Below are 16,383 nucleotides of genomic sequence, written 5' to 3' on the forward strand. Positions count from 1 at the left end.
ACACGCGTGCAGACCGTTCCGCTAGCCGAGATCCCCGGGCGTCCGTGCCCGATCGCGGCGTCCCTCGAGCTGGTCGGCGAGCGCTGGGCGTTGCTCGTGGTGCGTGAGATCGCGATGGGCAGCACCCGCTTCGGCGACATCGTCCGCGGCACCGGCGCTCCCCGCGACCGGATCGCGGCGCGGCTCCGGACGCTCGAGGAGGCCGGCGTGATCACGCGGACGGCCTACCAGCAGCGGCCCGAGCGCTTCGACTACCAGCTCACCGAGTCGGGCGAGGACCTGCTGTCGGTGCTCGATGCTCTGCTGGCCTGGGGTGACAAGCACGTCGTGGCGCCCGACGACCCGAAGCGACTGAAGCACTACAGGAGGATCAGCGGATGACGCAGGACCCGACGACGCAGCGGTCGCGCACCGTCACGTGGGAGGACCCGGGCCCGGGCACGCTGCAGGGCCTGTCGATGCCCGGCATCGACTACATGAACGCCGTGATGAAGGGTGAGCTCCCGGCTCCCCCGATCGCCTCGACGCTGCAGTTCGACCTGGTCGAGGTCGCCCACGGCCGCGCCGTCTTCACGTGCACGCCGGACGAGTCGGTCTACAACCCGATCGGCGCGGTCCACGGCGGACTGGTGTGCACCCTGCTCGACTCCGCGGCCGGCTGCGCGCTCCACACGACGCTGCCGCAGGGCAAGGGCTACACCTCGGTCGAGATCAAGGTGAGCTACCTCAAGGCGGTCCGCGCCTCCAGTGGCCTGCTCACCGCGACCGGCACCGTCATCAAGGCGGGCTCGCGCGTGGGGTTCACCGAGGCCGTGGTGACGGATGCCTCCGGCGACGTCGTCGCCACCGCCAGCAGCACGCTGCTGGTGTTCGACCTCTGACCTACTCCTTGACGCCCGGGCCCTCGCTGCCGCCGCGGCGCGGGCGGATCAGCCCCTCCTGGGCGGCGGTCGCCACGAGCGTGCCGTCCTGGGTGAAGATCCGGCCGAAGGCCATGCCGCGCGCGCCCTGGGCGGACGGCGACCACTGGTCGTAGAGCCACCACTGGTCGGCCCGAAACGGCCGGTGGAACCAGATGGTGTGGTCGAGGGAGGCCATCTGGGTCTTCGACGGGTTCACGTCGTGGACCGACAGGGTGGAGCCGAGCAGGCTCACGTCGCTGGCGTAGGTGAAGGCGGCGGCGTGCACGCGAGGGTCGTCACCGAGCCCCTCCTTGAGCCGCACCCACATCCGCGCCTGCGACACGTGGCCGTCGTCGGACTCGAGACCGAAGCGGGTGTTGCCGAGCCAGCGCACGTCGAGCGCGCCCCACTCCTTGCCGAGCGCGTCGGCCTCGTCGTTGCCGCCCTTGCGCATCACCTCGACCAGGTCGAAGCCGGTCTCGGGTGCACCGACGTCGGGGATCAGGTCCTGGTGCTCGTAGCCCTCCTCGGGCTTCTGGAAGTTGAGGGTCTGGTAGTAGATCGGGCGGCCGTGCTGCCGGGCGACCACCCGCCGGGTCAGGAAGGAGCGCCCGTCCCGGATCCGCTCGACGTCGTAGATGATCGGCACGGCGTAGTCGCCGCCGAGCAGGAAGTAGGAGTGCAGCGAGTGGACGGCGTACTCCTCCGGCACCGTGCGGATGCCCGCCATCAACGCCTGCGCAGCGACCTGGCCGCCGTACACACGGGCGCGGGCGGACTCGGGCTGCTTGCCGCGGAACAGGTCGCCGTCGATCTGCTCCAGGTCGAGCAGGTCGACGAGCTCCTCGGTGGGGTTCACGACGACGCTCCCTTCCGAGGACGCAGAACGGCTTCCTGGGCGACGGACGCGACCAGCTGGCCGTCCTGGGTGAAGACGCGCGCGATCACCAGCGCCCGACCGGCCGACGCCGACGGGGAGACCTGGTCGTAGAGCCACCACTCGTCGGCTCGGAACGGCCGGTGGAACCACACGGCGTGGTCGAGGGACGCGACGAACGCGTCGCCCTTGCCGAAGCTGATCCCGTGCGGCGACATCGCCGCCCCGATCAGCGTCATGTCCGAGAGGTAGGTGAACGCGGCACGGTGCCAGAACTGGTCGTCCGGCAATGGTGACGAGACCCGCAGCCACACGCGCTGCCGGCCCGGGTGCCGTGGGTCCTCGTCGAGACCCTGGGCCGAGGAGCCGACGAACCGGATGTCCGCGACGTTCCACTGGTCGGCATGCAGCTCTTCCTGCTGCTTGCGGCTGACCGGTCGCACCGAGGAGTCGTCGGGGCCGGGTACGTCGGGCATCGACTCCCCGTGCTCGAAGCCGTCCTCCGCCTTCTGGAAGTTGACCGTCTGCGCGTAGATCGGTCGGCCGTGCTGCTGGGCGATCACCCGTCGGGTCACGAACGACCGGCCGTCGCGCAGGTTCTCGACGTCGTAGACGGTCGGCACGCTCGGGTCGCCCGGCTGCAGGAAGTAGGAGTGCAACGAGTGGGCGACGTACGGCTCCTCGACGGTCAACGAGGCGGCGACCAGCGACTGGGCGGCGATCTGACCACCGAACACCATCGGCCGGGTCGTCGGCATCTGGTTGCCGCGGAAGAGGTCGTCGTCGAGCTTCTCGAGGTCGAGCAGCGCGAGCAGCTCGTCGGCGTCGCGGGGCATCAGTCGGTGTTCCCGTCGTCGTCGGTCTCCGGCCCGTCGAGCCCGGCGAGGAACGCCTCGAACTCCTTGCCGAGCTCCTCACCCGTCGGCAGCGGCTGGTCACGGGCGAGCAGGCTCGACCCGGACTCCTCGGCGCGCTCGAACGCGTCGTACTGACGCTCGAGCGCCTGCACCACCTCGGCGACCTCCTCGTTGGCGGTCAGGTAGCGGGCGATCTCGGCCTCGCGGTCCTCGGCCTCCGCGCGCAGCCCGGACAGGTCGATGGTCAGCCGGCCGGCGATCTCGACCTGCTCGAGCAGCGCCGCGGACGCCTTCGGGTAGTCCATCTGCGCCAGGTAGTGCGGGATGTGCGCGACGAAGCCGGCCATGTCGTGACCCCACTCGCCGAGGCGCACCTCGAGCAGCGACTGCGCGCTGCTCGGGATCCGCAGCTCACCGCGCCAGGGGCTCTCGCCGCTGAGCAGGTCGGGATTGTTGGCGTGGTGGGTGATCGCGGTCGGCCGCGTGTGCGGCACGGCCATCGGGACCGACCCGATGCCGATCACGCGGGTCACGCCGAGCCGCTCGACCACCTCGAGCACGGTCCGGCAGAAGGCCTCCCACCGGTTGTCGGGCTCCGGGCCGTGGAGCAGGAGGTACGGCGTGCCGCCGGTGTCGCGCAGCAGGCGGACGACCAGGCGGGGCGCGTCGTACGACTCGTAGTGGTCGCGGACGAAGGACATCGGGGGCCGCCGGGCGCGGTAGTCGTGGAACTGGTCGACGTCGAAGGTCGCCACGACCGGGCCGTCGGAGAGGTCCACGAGGTGCTGCGCGGCGCGGCCCGCCGCGTTGCCGGCATCGAGGAACCCGTCCAGGACCAGGACCATCGTCAGGTCGCGCGCGCCGTCGGTGTCCAGCGCGGACAGGTCGTCGACGATGTGGACGAGGCGGGGTTCGGTGGGCACGAGCCTCACCCTAGGGCGTCGAGCCGTCGCCGGACGGAGGGATACGCCGACGGGTGACAGGTCGCACACCGCCCGGGGTCGTCGTCGTTGTTACTGCGCAGTAATGTTGCCCAGACCCACTTCACCCCCACAAGGAGCAACGGTGCCCCGACAGCTGCGAGAGGTCGTCTTCGTCGACGGCGTACGCACCCCGTTCGGCAAGGCCAAGGGCCAGTACGCCGAGACCCGTGCCGATGACCTGGTCATCAAGTGCATCCGCGAGCTCATCCGACGCAACCCGTCGCTGCCGCCCGAGCGCGTGGACGAGGTGGCGATCGCCGCCACCACCCAGATCGGCGACCAGGGCCTGACCATCGGCCGGACCGCCGCGCTGCTCGCGGGCCTGCCGCAGAGCGTCCCCGGCTTCGCCATCGACCGGATGTGCGCCGGCGCGATGACCGCGGTGACGACCACCGCGTCCGGCATCGCCTTCGGCTCCTACGACATCGCCATCGCCGGCGGCGTCGAGCACATGGGCCGCCACCCGATGGGCGAGGGCGTCGACCCCAACCCGCGGATCATGTCCGAGCGGATCGTCAACCCGGACGCGCTCGTGATGGGCAAGACCGCCGAGAACCTCCACGACCGCTACCCGACGATCACCAAGGAGCGCGTCGACGCCTACGCCGTGCGCTCGCAGGACAAGACGGCGGCGGCGTACGACGCCGGCAAGATCCAGCCCGACCTCGTCCCGGTCGCCACGAAGTCGGCCGAGCTCGGCTGGGGCCTGGCCTCGACCGACGAGCCGATGCGCCGCGGCACGACCATGGAGTCGCTGGCCGCGCTCAAGACCCCTTTCCGCGCTCACGGCAAGGTGACCGCCGGAAACGCGGCGGGCATCAACGACGGCGCGACCGCGGCGCTGCTCGCCGACGAGGAGACCGCGAAGGAGCTGGGCCTGCCGATCAAGATGCGGCTGGTGTCCTACTCGTTCGTGGGCGTCGAGCCCGAGGTGATGGGCGCCGGCCCGATCCCGGCGACCGAGAAGGCGCTCAAGCAGGCCGGCCTGACGATCGACGAGATCGGCGCGTTCGAGGTCAACGAGGCCTTCGCCGTGCAGGTGCTGGCCTTCCTCGAGCACTTCGGCATCGCCGACGACGACGAGCGGGTGAACCCCTACGGCGGCGCGATCGCGATGGGTCACCCCCTCGCCAGCTCCGGCGTACGCCTGATGACCCAGCTCGCCGCGACCTTCGCCGAGCACCCCGAGGTCCGCTACGGCCTGACGACCATGTGCATCGGCATCGGCATGGGCGGCACCGTGATCTGGGAGAACCCGCACTGGACCGCCGACGCCGATGAGAAGGGTGCCGCCTGATGACGATCGAGAACCTGCTCACCCGCGCCCAGGAGATCTCCTCCGACGCCGAGCGCGTGACCCAGGCCCACCTGCGCAAGGTCGCCTTGCCCGGGGCCGGTGTCATGGGCCTGATCACCCTCGACAACGGCGAGGACCACACCAAGCCCAACACGTTCGGCCCGCGCTCGCTGCTGGCGCTGAACGACGCGATCGACGCGGCGCTCGCCGACGACGAGATCACCTCGCTCGGCGTGACCGGCAAGCCGTTCATCCTGGCGGCCGGCGCCGACCTGACGTCGATCGCGGGCGGCGGGTCCGACGCCGTCCGCGTCGTGGCCGAGCTCGGCCACGCGGTCTTCCGCAAGCTCGGTGAGGGCGGCAAGAAGTCGTTCGGCTTCATCAACGGCCTCGCCCTGGGCGGCGGCCTCGAGGTCGCGCTGCACTGCGACTACCGCACGGTCATGGACAGCGCGCCGGCCCTCGGCCTGCCCGAGGTCATGCTCGGCCTGGTGCCCGGCTGGGGCGGCGCCTACCTGGTGCCCAACCTGATCGGCGCGGACAACGCCGTCACCGTGATCCTCGAGAACCCGCTCAACAACGGCAAGACGCTCACCGGCGACGCGGCGTACGACCTCGGCCTGGCCGACGCGATCTTCGAGGGAGCGGACTTCCTCGAGCAGTCGTTGATCTGGGCCTCGGCCGTGCTGCGTGGGGAGCTCGTCGTCGAGCGGCAGCACGTGGACCGGGGCGACGCCTGGGACGCCGCCGTCGCCCGTGGCGAGGCGCTCGCGCAGGCGAAGACCGGCGGCGCCAGCCCGGCGGCGAAGAAGGCCGTCGAGCTCATCGCTGCTGCGAAGACGTCGACGCGCGACGAGGGCTTCGCAGCCGAGGACGACGCGCTCGAGGCGATGTCGCAGACGCCCGAGCTGCTCGCGTCGCTCTACGCGTTCGACCTGGTGCAGAAGCGGGCCAAGCGTCCGGCGGGTGCGCCCGACCGCTCGCTGGCGCGCCCGGTCACCAAGGTCGGCATCGTCGGCGCGGGCCTCATGGCCAGCCAGCTGGCGCTGCTGTTCGTACGCCGCCTCGAGGTGCCGGTCGTGCTGACCGACCTCGACCAGGAGCGCGTCGACAAGGGTGTCGGCTACGTCCACGCCGAGATCGACAAGCTGCTCGCCAAGGGCCGGATCAACAACGACAAGGCCAACCGCCACAAGGCCCTGGTCTCCGGCGCGGTCGACAAGTCGGAGGTCTTCGCGGATGCCGACTTCGTGATCGAGGCGGTCTTCGAGGAGATGTCGGTCAAGAAGTCGGTCTTCGCCGACGTCGAGAAGGCCGTCTCCCCCGAGTGCATCCTGGCGACGAACACCTCCTCGCTGTCGATCACCGAGATGGCCGCCGACCTCGAGCACCCCGAGCGGGTCGTCGGCTTCCACTTCTTCAACCCGGTCGCGGTGATGCCGCTGCTGGAGATCGTGAAGGGTGAGCGGACCGACGACGCCACGCTGGCAACAGCGTTCGCGACCGGCAAGGCGCTGAAGAAGACGACGATCCTGGTCAACGACAGCCCGTCGTTCATCGTCAACCGGTTGCTCGGCCGCTTCATGGGCGAGGTCGGCCGGATCGTCGACGAGGGCACCCCGGTGCCGGTCGTCGACGGCGCGTTCGCGGGCGTCGCACCGATGCCGCCGTTCGTGCTGCTGTCGCTGGTCGGCCCGGCGATCGCGCTGCACAACAACGAGACGCTGCACGGCGCCTTCCCCGACCGCTTCTACGTCTCCCCCGCGCTCGCGCGGGTCGTGGCGGCGCGCAAGGCGTCCTACTACGGCGCCGACGGCGCGCTCGACCCCGAGGTAGAGGCCCTGCTCGAGAAGCCGGCCTCGCCGGTCGTGCTCGAGCCCGCCGAGATCCGCACCCGCGTGCTCACCGGCCTCGCCGACGAGGCGCGCCGGATGCTCGACGAGGGTGTGGTCGTCGCGGCCGAGGACCTCGACCTGGCGATGATCACCGGTGCCGGGTTCTCGTTCTGGAACGGCGGCCTGACGATGCTGCTCGAGCGTGAGGGCCTCGGTTCGTTCCACTGACCGGTGCCTCGGCCCGTGTTTGACTGACGCCATGAGGCGTCTGGTCGTGCTGGCGGTGCTCGCGCTCGTCGCCACCCAGTCCCCTGCCGCAGCGGCAGCGGACTGGGTGGCGCAGGCGCAGGCCCGGCTCAACCACCTCGGCTGCCACGCCGGAACCTCCGACGGCCAGCTCGACCGACAGACCCGCTCCGCGGTCGTCCGCTTCCAGTCCCGCTCGGGGATCAAGCAGACCGCGCACCTCGACGAACGCACCCGCAGGCTCCTGGGCGCGGACGGCGCCCCGCGCTGCGACGTACGCCCCGTGCCGTCCCGGTCGGGGACGGGCCGTCGGATCGTGGTGTCGCAGGGTCAGAACTGGGTGTGGCTGGTCGGACCGAAGGGCGGCATCGTCGACCAGGGTCCAATGGTCGACAACCCGGCGGTGCTGCACCGCGGCACGGACGCGACCGGCTCCTATTGCGGCCGGGCGGCGCGGATCAGGCTCAACCAGGACGCCAGCGGCTCGGTGTGGCTCGACAACTTCGTGCGGTTCGCGCCCTGCGGCATCGGCTTCCACCGGATCCCGCGGGCGAAGGCGACCGGGCGGCAGATCCACGCCGACTGGGTGCTCGGGACCGACATGGCCCGCTCGCACGGCTGCATCCGGCTCGGCCGGGAGCTGTCCCAGCGGGTCTGGTCGTTCACCATCCGCCGTACACCGGTGCACGTGGTCTGAAATGGCCGAAGCCCGGGACCTTGCGGTCCCGGGCGCCAGCCCCCAACGGGGGTTACTTCGAGGTGGTGTTCACCGTGATCTTGGCGATGCCGACCAGGAGGCCGGGCTTGACGGCGTCGGTGTTGAACGTCTGGTTCAGCAGCGGCGCGGCGTCAGCGGAGATCTCGACCTTGGTGCCCTCGAGGATCGCGGTGTTGCCCTCGGTCTCGAGGGGCTTCAGGGTCCGACCGTCGAGCTGGAAGAGGAACGCGTTCGTCGCGGCCACCTCACCGTTGACGGTCACGTCACCGTAGACCCGCGAGACACCGGGGTCGACGTTGAAGTTGGTGAGCTCGACCTTGGTGCCACCGGCGGTCAGCGAGAGACCGGAGCCCTCGTGCTGGATCTGACCGATGACGTACGGCGAGACCTCGCCCGGCTTGAAGACGGTGACGTTGCCGCCCGTGATCGGGAAGATCAGCGAGCCGTCCTCGAGCTTGGCGGTGCCGACGACACCGGGGGTGAGCTTGAGCGACGTCAGGGCGTCGGTGAAGCCCTTGTCGAGTGCGATCGCGGTGGTCTCGCCCTGCAGCGCGTCGATGGACGCGACCGGCTTGGGAGCCGACGCGGAGCTCGAGTCGGAGCCCGCGCTGTCCGAGCTGCTGCACGCCGACACCGGAATGGCGATCGAGGCAGCGATGGCGAGTGCGGCGAGGCCGCGCTTGGCAGTGAACTTCTTGGTGGTCTGCATGTGCGACACATCCTCCGTTGGGGATCTTGGTTGACATGTGGCATTCGCACCTGTGCCCCCATCGGATTGGTCCGATCTGAGATTGATTGGTTCAGAACTCCCTTGCGGCGCTCGGGACTGGCACTGTGGGCGCATGAAGATCGTCGTCGGCTACGTCCCGACTCCCGAAGGTCTCGCTGCGATCGACTACGCGATCGCGCAGGCGACAGGAGACGGCTCCGCACACCTGGTCATCGTCAACTCCGGCGTCCGCGGCAACGACGCGGACCCGGCCTTCGCGAGCTCGGCGGACTGGGATGCGCTCGATGCGCGACTCACGTCGCTGGGCATCGCCCACGAGCTGCGCCAGGCGACGCAGGCCATGTCGCCGGCCGACGAGATCCTCGGTGCCGCCACCGACGTCGGCGCCGACCTGATCGTGATCGGGCTGCGCCGACGCTCCCCGGTCGGCAAGCTCTTCCTGGGCAGCGCCTCGCAGCAGATCATCCTCGAGGCCGAATGCCCGGTCGTCGCGGTCAAACGTCCGGCCTGACCTACCGCCAGGGTGCGCTGAAGCAGCCGGTCATCCTCACGACCTCCGGCGGTTGAGGAGGGACGAAGTCCCGTCTCAGAGCGACCTCCTCAACCACCGGTCATCCTCACGACCACCGGTGGTTGAGGAGGGACGAAGTCCCGTCTCGAAACCCCGGAACCGACGTGACTGCCTTGGCTGCGGGGGTGTCGAGACGGTCGCAGAGCGACCTCCTCAACCACCGGTCATCCTCACCACCTCCGGTGGTTGAGGAGGGACGGGGTCCCGTCTCAGAGCGACCTCCTCAACCACCGGTCATCCTCACGACCACCGGTGGTTGAGGAGGGACGAAGTCCCGTCTCGAAACCCCGGAACCGACGTGACTGCCTTGGCTGCGGGGGTTTCGAGAGGGTCGCAGAGCGACCTCCTCAACCACCGGTCATCCTCACGACCACCGGTGGTTGAGGAGGGACGAAGTCCCGTCTCAGAGCGACCTCCTCAACCACCGGTCACCCTCACCACCACCGGTGGTTGAGGAGGGACGAAGTCCCGTCTCGAAACCCCGGAACCGACGTGACTGCCTTGGCTGCGAGGGTTTCGAGACGGTCGCAGAGCGACCTCCTCAACCACCGAGGCGGTCGCTAGACGCCCCAGAGCCTCGCGACGTGGCGAGCGTCGGTGCCGCAGCAACCACCCACGATCCGCAGCGACGGCAACAACGGCCGGAGGGCGTCGTACGACGAGGCGAGGAGGTCGAGGTCGCCGGCGTCGAGCTCCTCGGCCTCGTCGAGCTCGGCGTGGGTGAGGGTGGAGGCATTCGGGTTGACCTGGACGATGCGGGACAGCCAGTCGCCGCCCTCGAGGGCGGGGGCGATGTGGGTCGGGTGGGCGCAGTTGACGATGAACCCGTCCGGGGCGTCGGTGGCGTCGACGAGAGCGAGAGCGTCACGCAGCGTGGTCCCGTCCGGCAGGAGACCGTCGGTCTCGACGGTGAAGCCGACCAGGACCGGGATCCCGACAGCACGCGCCGCGCGAACGACGCCGATGCCCTCCTCCGCGCCGGTGAGCGTGTACGCCGCGACCGCGTCGGCACCGGCCTCGGCGAACGCCGTGACCTGGGGTCGGTGGTAGTCCGCAGCCTCGTCCGGGTCGGCCCGCTCCCCCGCGACGTAGCCGTCACCGCGCGGCCCGACGGCGCCGAGCAGCCGCACGTCCGAGAGGTCGGCGTAAGTGGACCGCAGGTCGGCGAGGAACGAGATGGCTGCGCGGTTGACCCGGTCGAGACCGGCCTCGTCGTAGCCGACCAGCGCACCCGAGTCGGGGTTGGCACGCCAGGTGGGCGACTCGAGGGTCAGCCCGGCGCCGGCACGACGGGCGATCGCGGCGTACCCGTCGTAGTAGTCACGGAGCATCGAGCGTCCGTCACCAGACTCGACCAGCGGGAAGGAGGCGAACTCGGGCAGGTCGACGCCGTGGTTGAAGATCAGGTCGGTCTCGAGACCGCCGTCGCTGACGTAGCCGTCCGCGGGCAACCAGCTCAGGTCCATGGCCCCATCCTCACCTGCTCGCGAACGCACCGCCATCACCGAAGACCAACGACCCGAAGCGTTCCCCGATCAGCCGGTGGGACGCCGGGTCGGGGTGCAGCTGGTCCGGCAACGGCAGCTCCTCGTGGTCAGCCTCGCCGTAGAGCTCGAGACCGTCGAGGTAGGAGATGTTCGGGTCGTACGACGCCCGCGCGGCGACGATCCGGGCCAGGTGCTCGCGGATCACCGTGAGCGTCAGCTTGCCGGCGGCGACCTCGCGCGGGTCGCCGGTCGCGACGAAGCGCACCAGCCCGTCGCTGAAGTCCGGAGCGCCCGGGCCCGGGGTGTGCTCGTGGATCGGGCAGTAGATCGGTGACACCACCAGCAGCGGGGTGTCGGGGTGGCCGTCACGGATCGTGTCGAGGAAGCCGTGCACCGCCGGGACGAAGGCGCGCAGCCGCATCAGGTCCAGGTTGACCAGGTTGATGCCGATCTTGACGCTGATCAGGTCGGCGGGCAGGTCGCGCATGGTGCGGGCCGTGAACGGGTCCAGCAGCGCACTGCCGCCGAAGCCGAGGTTGACCAGCTCCACGTCACCGGCTGCGGCGGCCAGTGCGGGCCAGGTCGTGGTCGGACTCTCGGCAACCGAGCCGTGGCTGATCGAGCTGCCGTGGTGCAGCCAGACCGGGCGGCCCGACGAGGCCGCGGGCGTGAGCGGGGCATCCGTGCGCAGCGACACCAGCTCCGTCGTCTCGGCGTACGGCAGCCAGAGCTCCACGTCCTTCTCACCGGCAGGCAGGCCGGTGAAGGCGATGGTGCCGACCGGCCCCTCCACCACCTCGGTCGAGCCCGTCGACAGGTCGACCCGCAGGACGCGGCCACCGCTCCCCGGCATCCGCCCGACGAGCGTGCCGTCGACGACCAGGTCGTACTGCCCCGCGGGACGCAGTGGTGACCCGACGTAGTCGACCATCGTGCGGATCGTGTCGAGCTCGATCGCGGTGGCGCTGGTGCGGAAGAGGAGGCGTACGCCGGAGGGCTGGGCCTCCGCCATCGCCAGCTGCCCGTCGGCCCCTCCGACCGCCGACTGCGCGCGGGCCCAGGCAGGCAGCCGGTGCGGGAGCACACCCTGCTCGGTGGTCTCCAGCTCGACGTGTCCGCGGAGCAGCTCGTCGGTGATCGGGGTGGTCGTCCACGAAGGCCGGGCGGTCATGCCGACCAGCCTGTCACCTCCCCCCGGTCAGGCGGCCGTCTTCTCCTTCTCGGCGATCCCCACGCGGCTGTGGCGCTGGCCGTAGCCGTAGTAGATGGCGAACCCGATGACCATCCAGACCAGGAACCGCAGCCACGTCTCCACGGTCAGGTTGAGCATCAGGTAGAAGCAGACCAGCGCGGCCAGGATCGGCAGGTAGGGACTGAACGGCACCTTGAACGGACGCTCCAGGTCGGGGCGGGTGCGCCGCAGGATCGGGACGGCGAGCGAGACGAGCAGGAACGCGGTCAGCGTCCCGATGTTGACCATCTCCTCGAGCTTGTCGATCGGCGTGAAGCCCGCGATGACGGCGACCACGGCGCCGATCGTGAGGGTGATCCGGACCGGCGTGCCGGTCTTGGGGTTGGTGTGCGCGAAGGCGACCGGCAGCAGCCCGTCGCGGCTCATCGCGAAGAGCACCCGCACGGCTCCGATGAGCAGGGTCATGACGACCGTGGTCAGACCGGCGACGGCACCGGCCGCGATCATCGTCGCGAAGCCGTCCTTGCCGATCGAGGTGAAGGCTGTTGCGAGCGCGGCGTCCGGGTCGATCTTGTCGTAGGGCACCATCCCGGTGATCACGAGCGCGACCGCCATGTAGAGCACCGTGCAGATCGCGAGCGAGCCGAGGATGCCCTTGGGCAGGTCCTTCTGCGGGTTGTTCGCCTCCTCGGCCGTGGTCGCGACCACGTCGAAGCCGATGTAGGCGAAGAAGACGACCGAGGCCGCGGAGATGATGCCGAGCACGCCGAAGGTCTGGGGCTCGATGCCGAAGATGACCTGCATCAGCGGCTGGGTGAGGCCGCTGGAGTCGATCGGGTCCGCGGCCGGCGGGATGAACGGGTGGTAGTTGGCGCCGGACACGTAGAACAGCCCGGCGATGATGACGAAGAAGACGATGAAGAGCTTGACCGCGACCAGGGCGAGGTTGACCCGCAGCGACTCCTTGATGCCGATCGCGATCAGCGTCGTCAGCACGACGACCAGGAGGACGGCGGCCAGGTTGAAGTGGCCCCAGTGGAAGTCGGCGGAGTCGGCCGGACCGACCGAGGACGGCCAGGTGATGCCGATCTCGTCCAGGAACGTGACCAGGTAGGTGCTCCAGCCCTGGGCGACCACGGACGCACCGAGCATCAGCTCCAGGATCAGGTCCCAGCCGATGATCCACGCGATCATCTCGCCGAGCGTCGCGTAGGAGAAGGTGTACGCCGACCCGGCGACCGGCACCGTGGACGCGAACTCGGCGTAGCACAGCGCGGCCAGGGCGCAGCAGATCGCCGCGAGCAGGAACGAGAACACCACGCCCGGCCCGGCGTACTGGCTCGCCACCTTGCCGGTGAGCGTGAAGATACCGGCGCCGATGACGACCCCGATGCCGAAGACCGTGAGGTCGAGGGCCGTGAGCCCCTTCTTCAGCTTGAACTCGACGTCCTCGGTGTCGTCGAGCGACTGTTCGACCGACTTGGTGCGTAGAACCTTCATGCCTCCACACTGTCCTCCAGCGCGGAGGCCGAAACCACTCGCTCAGCGGGCGCCCGAGGTCGGGCCGTAGAGCGCGAGGATCTGCCGATCCGCCTGGACGGCGAGGTCGTGGGTCGTGGTGCCGAACTGCTCGCGGAGCACCGTGTCGGGGTCGGCGCCCGGCTCGTCCATGGCATCGAGCAGCTGCCACGGAGCGTCGTCGCCGTACGCGTCCGCGACGTACTGCACCGCCCACCAGGCGAGGCCGTAGTGGGCCTGGGAGTCGTCGTCGTTGAACGTGTCGTCGTCGGGGAGGTCGTCGCTCCCCTCCTCGGCAGCCACGAGGGCTGCGTCGGGGAGCCGACGGTCCTCGGGCGCGAGCGGGCGCACGGAGACCCACTCGGCGAGACCTTCGGACAACCAGACGGGCGCGTCGTCGTCGCGGGTGCCGATCGCGACGTGGGTCAGCTCGTGCCGGACGAGCCGGTCGCGTTCGCGGGCGGCCCCTGCGCCAGACCCGATGCTCAGCATCCGGGGGTTGAGCACGAAGCGGGTGCCGCTGCCGACCGGGAAGGCGACCGCGTCGAGGTCGCCCGGGTCGTCGCCGGGCAGGTCCTCGAGGCTGTCGAGGAAGCTCTCGTCCGAGAGCGCGTAGACGACGACCGTGCGCGACCAGTCGTAGGGCACGAGCGCGGAGACGTCCGCGATCCCGCTCTCGACCGAGGCCAGCAGCGCCGGGGCACTGGCCACCGACGTGGGGTCGAAGATGCCGAGCACGCCGGCTCCCTCACGCACGTCGATCGGTCCGGTGTCCCACGGCTGGGGGTGCACGTCGTGGGCGGCCAGCCAGGCCGCGTCGGCGACCCCGCTCAGGCGCAGCCTCCCGAGCGGACCCGGCGAGAGCCGGAACCGGCCCGGGGTGGTCACCGGCTCGGCGTCGTACCCCTCGAGCTGGAGCGACTCCTGGGCGGTGATCCAGTAGCCGTCACCCTCGCGGACCAGGCTGCCCGGGTCGACGGCGTAGCGCAGGCGACCGATCGGGAGCTGGGTGAGGTTGTCGTACCAGGTGCGCTGGCCGGCGCGGAAGGAGGCGGTGCCACCGAGCTGGTGGCCGAACGCGTCGGGATCGGCGTGGCGGACCGCACGGGCCCGTTGGTCGAGCAGGCGGCTCGCGATCGCCACGACGTCCTTCGGGGGCGCCGAGGACGCGGCCGCACCCGGTTCGTCCGAGCCCGAGCAGCCGGCCAGCCCCGCCAGGGTCGCGATGACCAGGACGAGGAGGAGAGCCCTAGCTCGTGTGCTCGACATCAAGTGGAGAACGACCGTCGGAGAGCGAGGTCATGTCCTCCACGATGGACCGTGCGAGCGTCTGCGCGGTGAGGCCGATCCGCTCGAGGATGGCGTCGCGCTTCGCGTGGCCGAGGAACTCCTGCGGGATGCCGTGGAGCCGGAACGGCGTGTGGACGCCCGCGGCGTTCAGGGTCTGGAGCAGGACCGCACCGCAGCCGCCGGTCTCGCCGTTGTCCTCGAGGCTCACCACGAGCCGGTGCTCCCGGGCCAGCTCGACGATCGCGGGGTCGACCGGCTTGACCCATCGTGGGTCGACCACGGTGACGCCGATGCCCTGGGCGACCAGCCGGTCGGCCAGGTCGACCGCGACGGTGGCCATCGAGCCGACAGCGACGACGAGGACGTCCTTGGTGCCGCTGCGCACCAGCACGTCGCAACCGCCGGCCGTGCCGACCGCGTCGATGTCGGCCGGGGGCGGGCCCTTCGGGTAGCGCACGACCGTCGGTGCGTCGCTGACGTCGACCGCCTCGTTGAGCAGCTCGCCGAGCCGGGTGGCGTCGCGAGGGGCGGCCAGTCGCAGGCCCGGCACGATCTGCAGGAGCGACATGTCCCACATGCCGTTGTGGCTGGCACCGTCGTCGCCCGTGACGCCGGAACGGTCGAGCACGAACGTGACGCCGCACTTGTGCAGGGCCACGTCCATCAGGACCTGGTCGAAGGCCCGGTTGAGGAAGGTCGCGTAGACGGCGAAGACGGGGTGCATGCCGCCCATCGCGAGGCCGGCCGCCGAGGTCGCGGCGTGCTGCTCGGCGATGCCGACGTCGAAGGTGCGCTCGGGGAAGCGGGCCTCGAACGTGTCGAGGCCGACCGGGTGCATCATCGCGGCCGTGATCGCCACGACGTCGGGTCGGCGCTGGCCGATGTCGACGATCGCGTCGGAGAAGTAGTCGGTCCAGATCCGCCCCTTGGGCTTCTCGGCACCGGTCTGCACGTCGAACGGGCCCGGGCCGTGGAACTGGTCGGCCTCGTGGCGCTCGGCCGGGTCGTAGCCGTAGCCCTTGCGGGTCAGGGCGTGCACGATCACCGGACCGTTGAACTTCTTCGCCTGGGTGAGGACGTGCTCCACCGCCGCGCGGTCGTGGCCGTCGACGGGGCCGACGTACTTGAGGCCGAGGTCCTCGAAGAGGCCCTGGGGCGCGAGCGCGTCCTTGACGCCCTTCTTCATGGCGTGGAGGGCGTCGTACGCCGCCGGGCCGACGCCGGGGACCGCGTTGAGCCGGCGCTTGACCAGGTCGAGGACGTGCTCGTAGCGCGGGTTGGTCCGCAGCCCGGTGAGCGCCGTCGCCAGGCCACCGATGGTCGGCGTGTAGGAGCGGCCGTTGTCGTTGACGACGATGACCAGCTTGCTGTCCTTGGCGATCGCGATGTTGTTGAGCGCCTCCCAGGCCATGCCGCCGGTGAGCGCGCCGTCACCGATCACGGCGATCACGTGGCGGTCCTCGCCGCGGATCCGGTAGGCCTTGGCCAGGCCGTCGGCGTAGCTCAGCGCGGTGGACGCGTGGGAGTTCTCGATGATGTCGTGCTCGGACTCCGCCTGGCTCGGGTAGCCGCTGACACCGCCCTCCTGGCGGAGCTTCTCGAAGCCGGCCTTGCGGCCGGTCAGCAGCTTGTGGACGTAGGCCTGGTGGCCGGTGTCGAACACGACGCGGTCGTGCGGGGAGTCGAAGGTGCGGTGGATCGCCATCGTCAACTCGACCACGCCGAGGTTGGGGCCGATGTGGCCGCCCGTGCGCGCGCAGGTGGTGATCAGGAAGTCCCGGATCTCGGTCGCGAGCTGGTCCAGCTGCGGGTCGCTGAGCGCCCGCAGGTCACGGGGCGACGTGATCGACTCGAGAATGGCCATAACGGGTGAGTTTACG

15 protein-coding genes are annotated in these 16,383 nt (G+C 70.4%); 6 read left to right on the forward strand and 9 right to left on the reverse strand.

What is annotated here, in order from left to right; translation table 11 throughout:
- Nucleotides 1–6: 6 nt before the first annotated feature.
- Nucleotides 7–381 carry a winged helix-turn-helix transcriptional regulator gene (locus tag ABLE68_RS20350; protein ID WP_348873812.1) on the forward strand — a complete coding sequence of 125 codons (375 nt, stop codon included), beginning with the start codon at nucleotides 7–9 and terminating at the stop codon, nucleotides 379–381.
- The gene (locus ABLE68_RS20355) at nucleotides 378–881 is read left to right on the forward strand and encodes a PaaI family thioesterase (protein WP_348873814.1); all 504 of its coding nucleotides are present in this window, start codon (nucleotides 378–380) and stop codon (nucleotides 879–881) included. The genes ABLE68_RS20350 and ABLE68_RS20355 overlap by 4 nt, the downstream gene beginning before the upstream one ends.
- Nucleotide 882: 1 nt before the next feature.
- Here ABLE68_RS20355 and ABLE68_RS20360 read toward each other — a convergent pair whose 3' ends face one another.
- From ABLE68_RS20360 to ABLE68_RS20370, 3 genes are read right to left on the reverse strand one after another with little or no spacing between them, the layout of a single operon-like run.
- Nucleotides 883–1,761, reverse strand: coding sequence for an acyl-CoA thioesterase (locus tag ABLE68_RS20360; RefSeq protein WP_348873816.1), 879 nt, complete (start codon nucleotides 1,759–1,761; stop codon nucleotides 883–885).
- On the reverse strand, nucleotides 1,758–2,615 hold the full coding sequence (locus ABLE68_RS20365) for an acyl-CoA thioesterase (RefSeq protein WP_348873817.1): 858 nt from the start codon (nucleotides 2,613–2,615) through the stop codon (nucleotides 1,758–1,760). Before ABLE68_RS20365 ends, ABLE68_RS20360 begins: the two co-directional genes overlap by 4 nt.
- Nucleotides 2,615–3,559 (reverse strand): proteasome assembly chaperone family protein, encoded by a 945-nt coding sequence (locus tag ABLE68_RS20370; protein WP_348873819.1) that lies wholly within the window; start codon nucleotides 3,557–3,559, stop codon nucleotides 2,615–2,617. Before ABLE68_RS20370 ends, ABLE68_RS20365 begins: the two co-directional genes overlap by 1 nt.
- 142 nt (nucleotides 3,560–3,701) lie before the next feature.
- Between ABLE68_RS20370 and ABLE68_RS20375 the strand changes: the two genes are divergently transcribed.
- The 3 genes from ABLE68_RS20375 to ABLE68_RS20385 are packed head-to-tail and all read left to right on the forward strand — an operon-like array spanning nucleotide 3,702 to nucleotide 7,694.
- Entirely contained in the window at nucleotides 3,702–4,916 is a 1,215-nt protein-coding gene (locus ABLE68_RS20375; RefSeq protein WP_348873821.1) for a thiolase family protein, read from the forward strand.
- Complete coding sequence (locus ABLE68_RS20380) at nucleotides 4,916–6,979, forward strand: 3-hydroxyacyl-CoA dehydrogenase NAD-binding domain-containing protein (protein ID WP_348873822.1); 2,064 nt, start codon at nucleotides 4,916–4,918, stop codon at nucleotides 6,977–6,979. Before ABLE68_RS20375 ends, ABLE68_RS20380 begins: the two co-directional genes overlap by 1 nt.
- Before the next feature lie 31 nt (nucleotides 6,980–7,010).
- Complete coding sequence (locus tag ABLE68_RS20385) at nucleotides 7,011–7,694, forward strand: L,D-transpeptidase family protein (protein ID WP_348873823.1); 684 nt, start codon at nucleotides 7,011–7,013, stop codon at nucleotides 7,692–7,694.
- Nucleotides 7,695–7,746: 52 nt separating this feature from the next.
- On the opposite strand, the gene ABLE68_RS20390 is transcribed toward ABLE68_RS20385, so the two are convergent.
- On the reverse strand, nucleotides 7,747–8,424 hold the full coding sequence (locus ABLE68_RS20390; RefSeq protein WP_348873824.1) for a hypothetical protein: 678 nt from the start codon (nucleotides 8,422–8,424) through the stop codon (nucleotides 7,747–7,749).
- Between the two features lie 133 nt (nucleotides 8,425–8,557).
- Between ABLE68_RS20390 and ABLE68_RS20395 the strand changes: the two genes are divergently transcribed.
- On the forward strand, nucleotides 8,558–8,956 hold the full coding sequence (locus tag ABLE68_RS20395) for a universal stress protein (protein WP_348873825.1): 399 nt from the start codon (nucleotides 8,558–8,560) through the stop codon (nucleotides 8,954–8,956).
- A gap of 620 nt (nucleotides 8,957–9,576) precedes the next feature.
- Here ABLE68_RS20395 and ABLE68_RS20400 read toward each other — a convergent pair.
- The 5 genes from ABLE68_RS20400 to dxs are packed head-to-tail and all read right to left on the reverse strand — an operon-like array spanning nucleotide 9,577 to nucleotide 16,367.
- Complete coding sequence (locus tag ABLE68_RS20400) at nucleotides 9,577–10,482, reverse strand: homocysteine S-methyltransferase family protein (protein WP_348873827.1); 906 nt, start codon at nucleotides 10,480–10,482, stop codon at nucleotides 9,577–9,579.
- A gap of 10 nt (nucleotides 10,483–10,492) precedes the next feature.
- Nucleotides 10,493–11,674: a GDSL-type esterase/lipase family protein gene (locus ABLE68_RS20405; RefSeq protein ID WP_348873828.1), complete on the reverse strand. Its 1,182-nt coding sequence runs from the start codon at nucleotides 11,672–11,674 to the stop codon at nucleotides 10,493–10,495.
- 27 nt (nucleotides 11,675–11,701) lie between these two features.
- Complete coding sequence (locus ABLE68_RS20410) at nucleotides 11,702–13,195, reverse strand: amino acid permease (protein WP_348873830.1); 1,494 nt, start codon at nucleotides 13,193–13,195, stop codon at nucleotides 11,702–11,704.
- Between the two features lie 42 nt (nucleotides 13,196–13,237).
- Nucleotides 13,238–14,482: a hypothetical protein gene (locus ABLE68_RS20415; protein WP_348873831.1), complete on the reverse strand. Its 1,245-nt coding sequence runs from the start codon at nucleotides 14,480–14,482 to the stop codon at nucleotides 13,238–13,240.
- Nucleotides 14,463–16,367, reverse strand: coding sequence for a 1-deoxy-D-xylulose-5-phosphate synthase (dxs, locus tag ABLE68_RS20420; RefSeq protein ID WP_348873833.1), 1,905 nt, complete (start codon nucleotides 16,365–16,367; stop codon nucleotides 14,463–14,465). The genes ABLE68_RS20415 and dxs overlap by 20 nt, the downstream gene beginning before the upstream one ends.
- Between the last annotated feature and the right edge of the window lie 16 nt (nucleotides 16,368–16,383).

This window comes from Nocardioides pollutisoli (assembly GCF_040045055.1).
Taxonomy (GTDB): Bacteria; Actinomycetota; Actinomycetes; order Propionibacteriales; family Nocardioidaceae; genus Nocardioides; species Nocardioides tweenelious.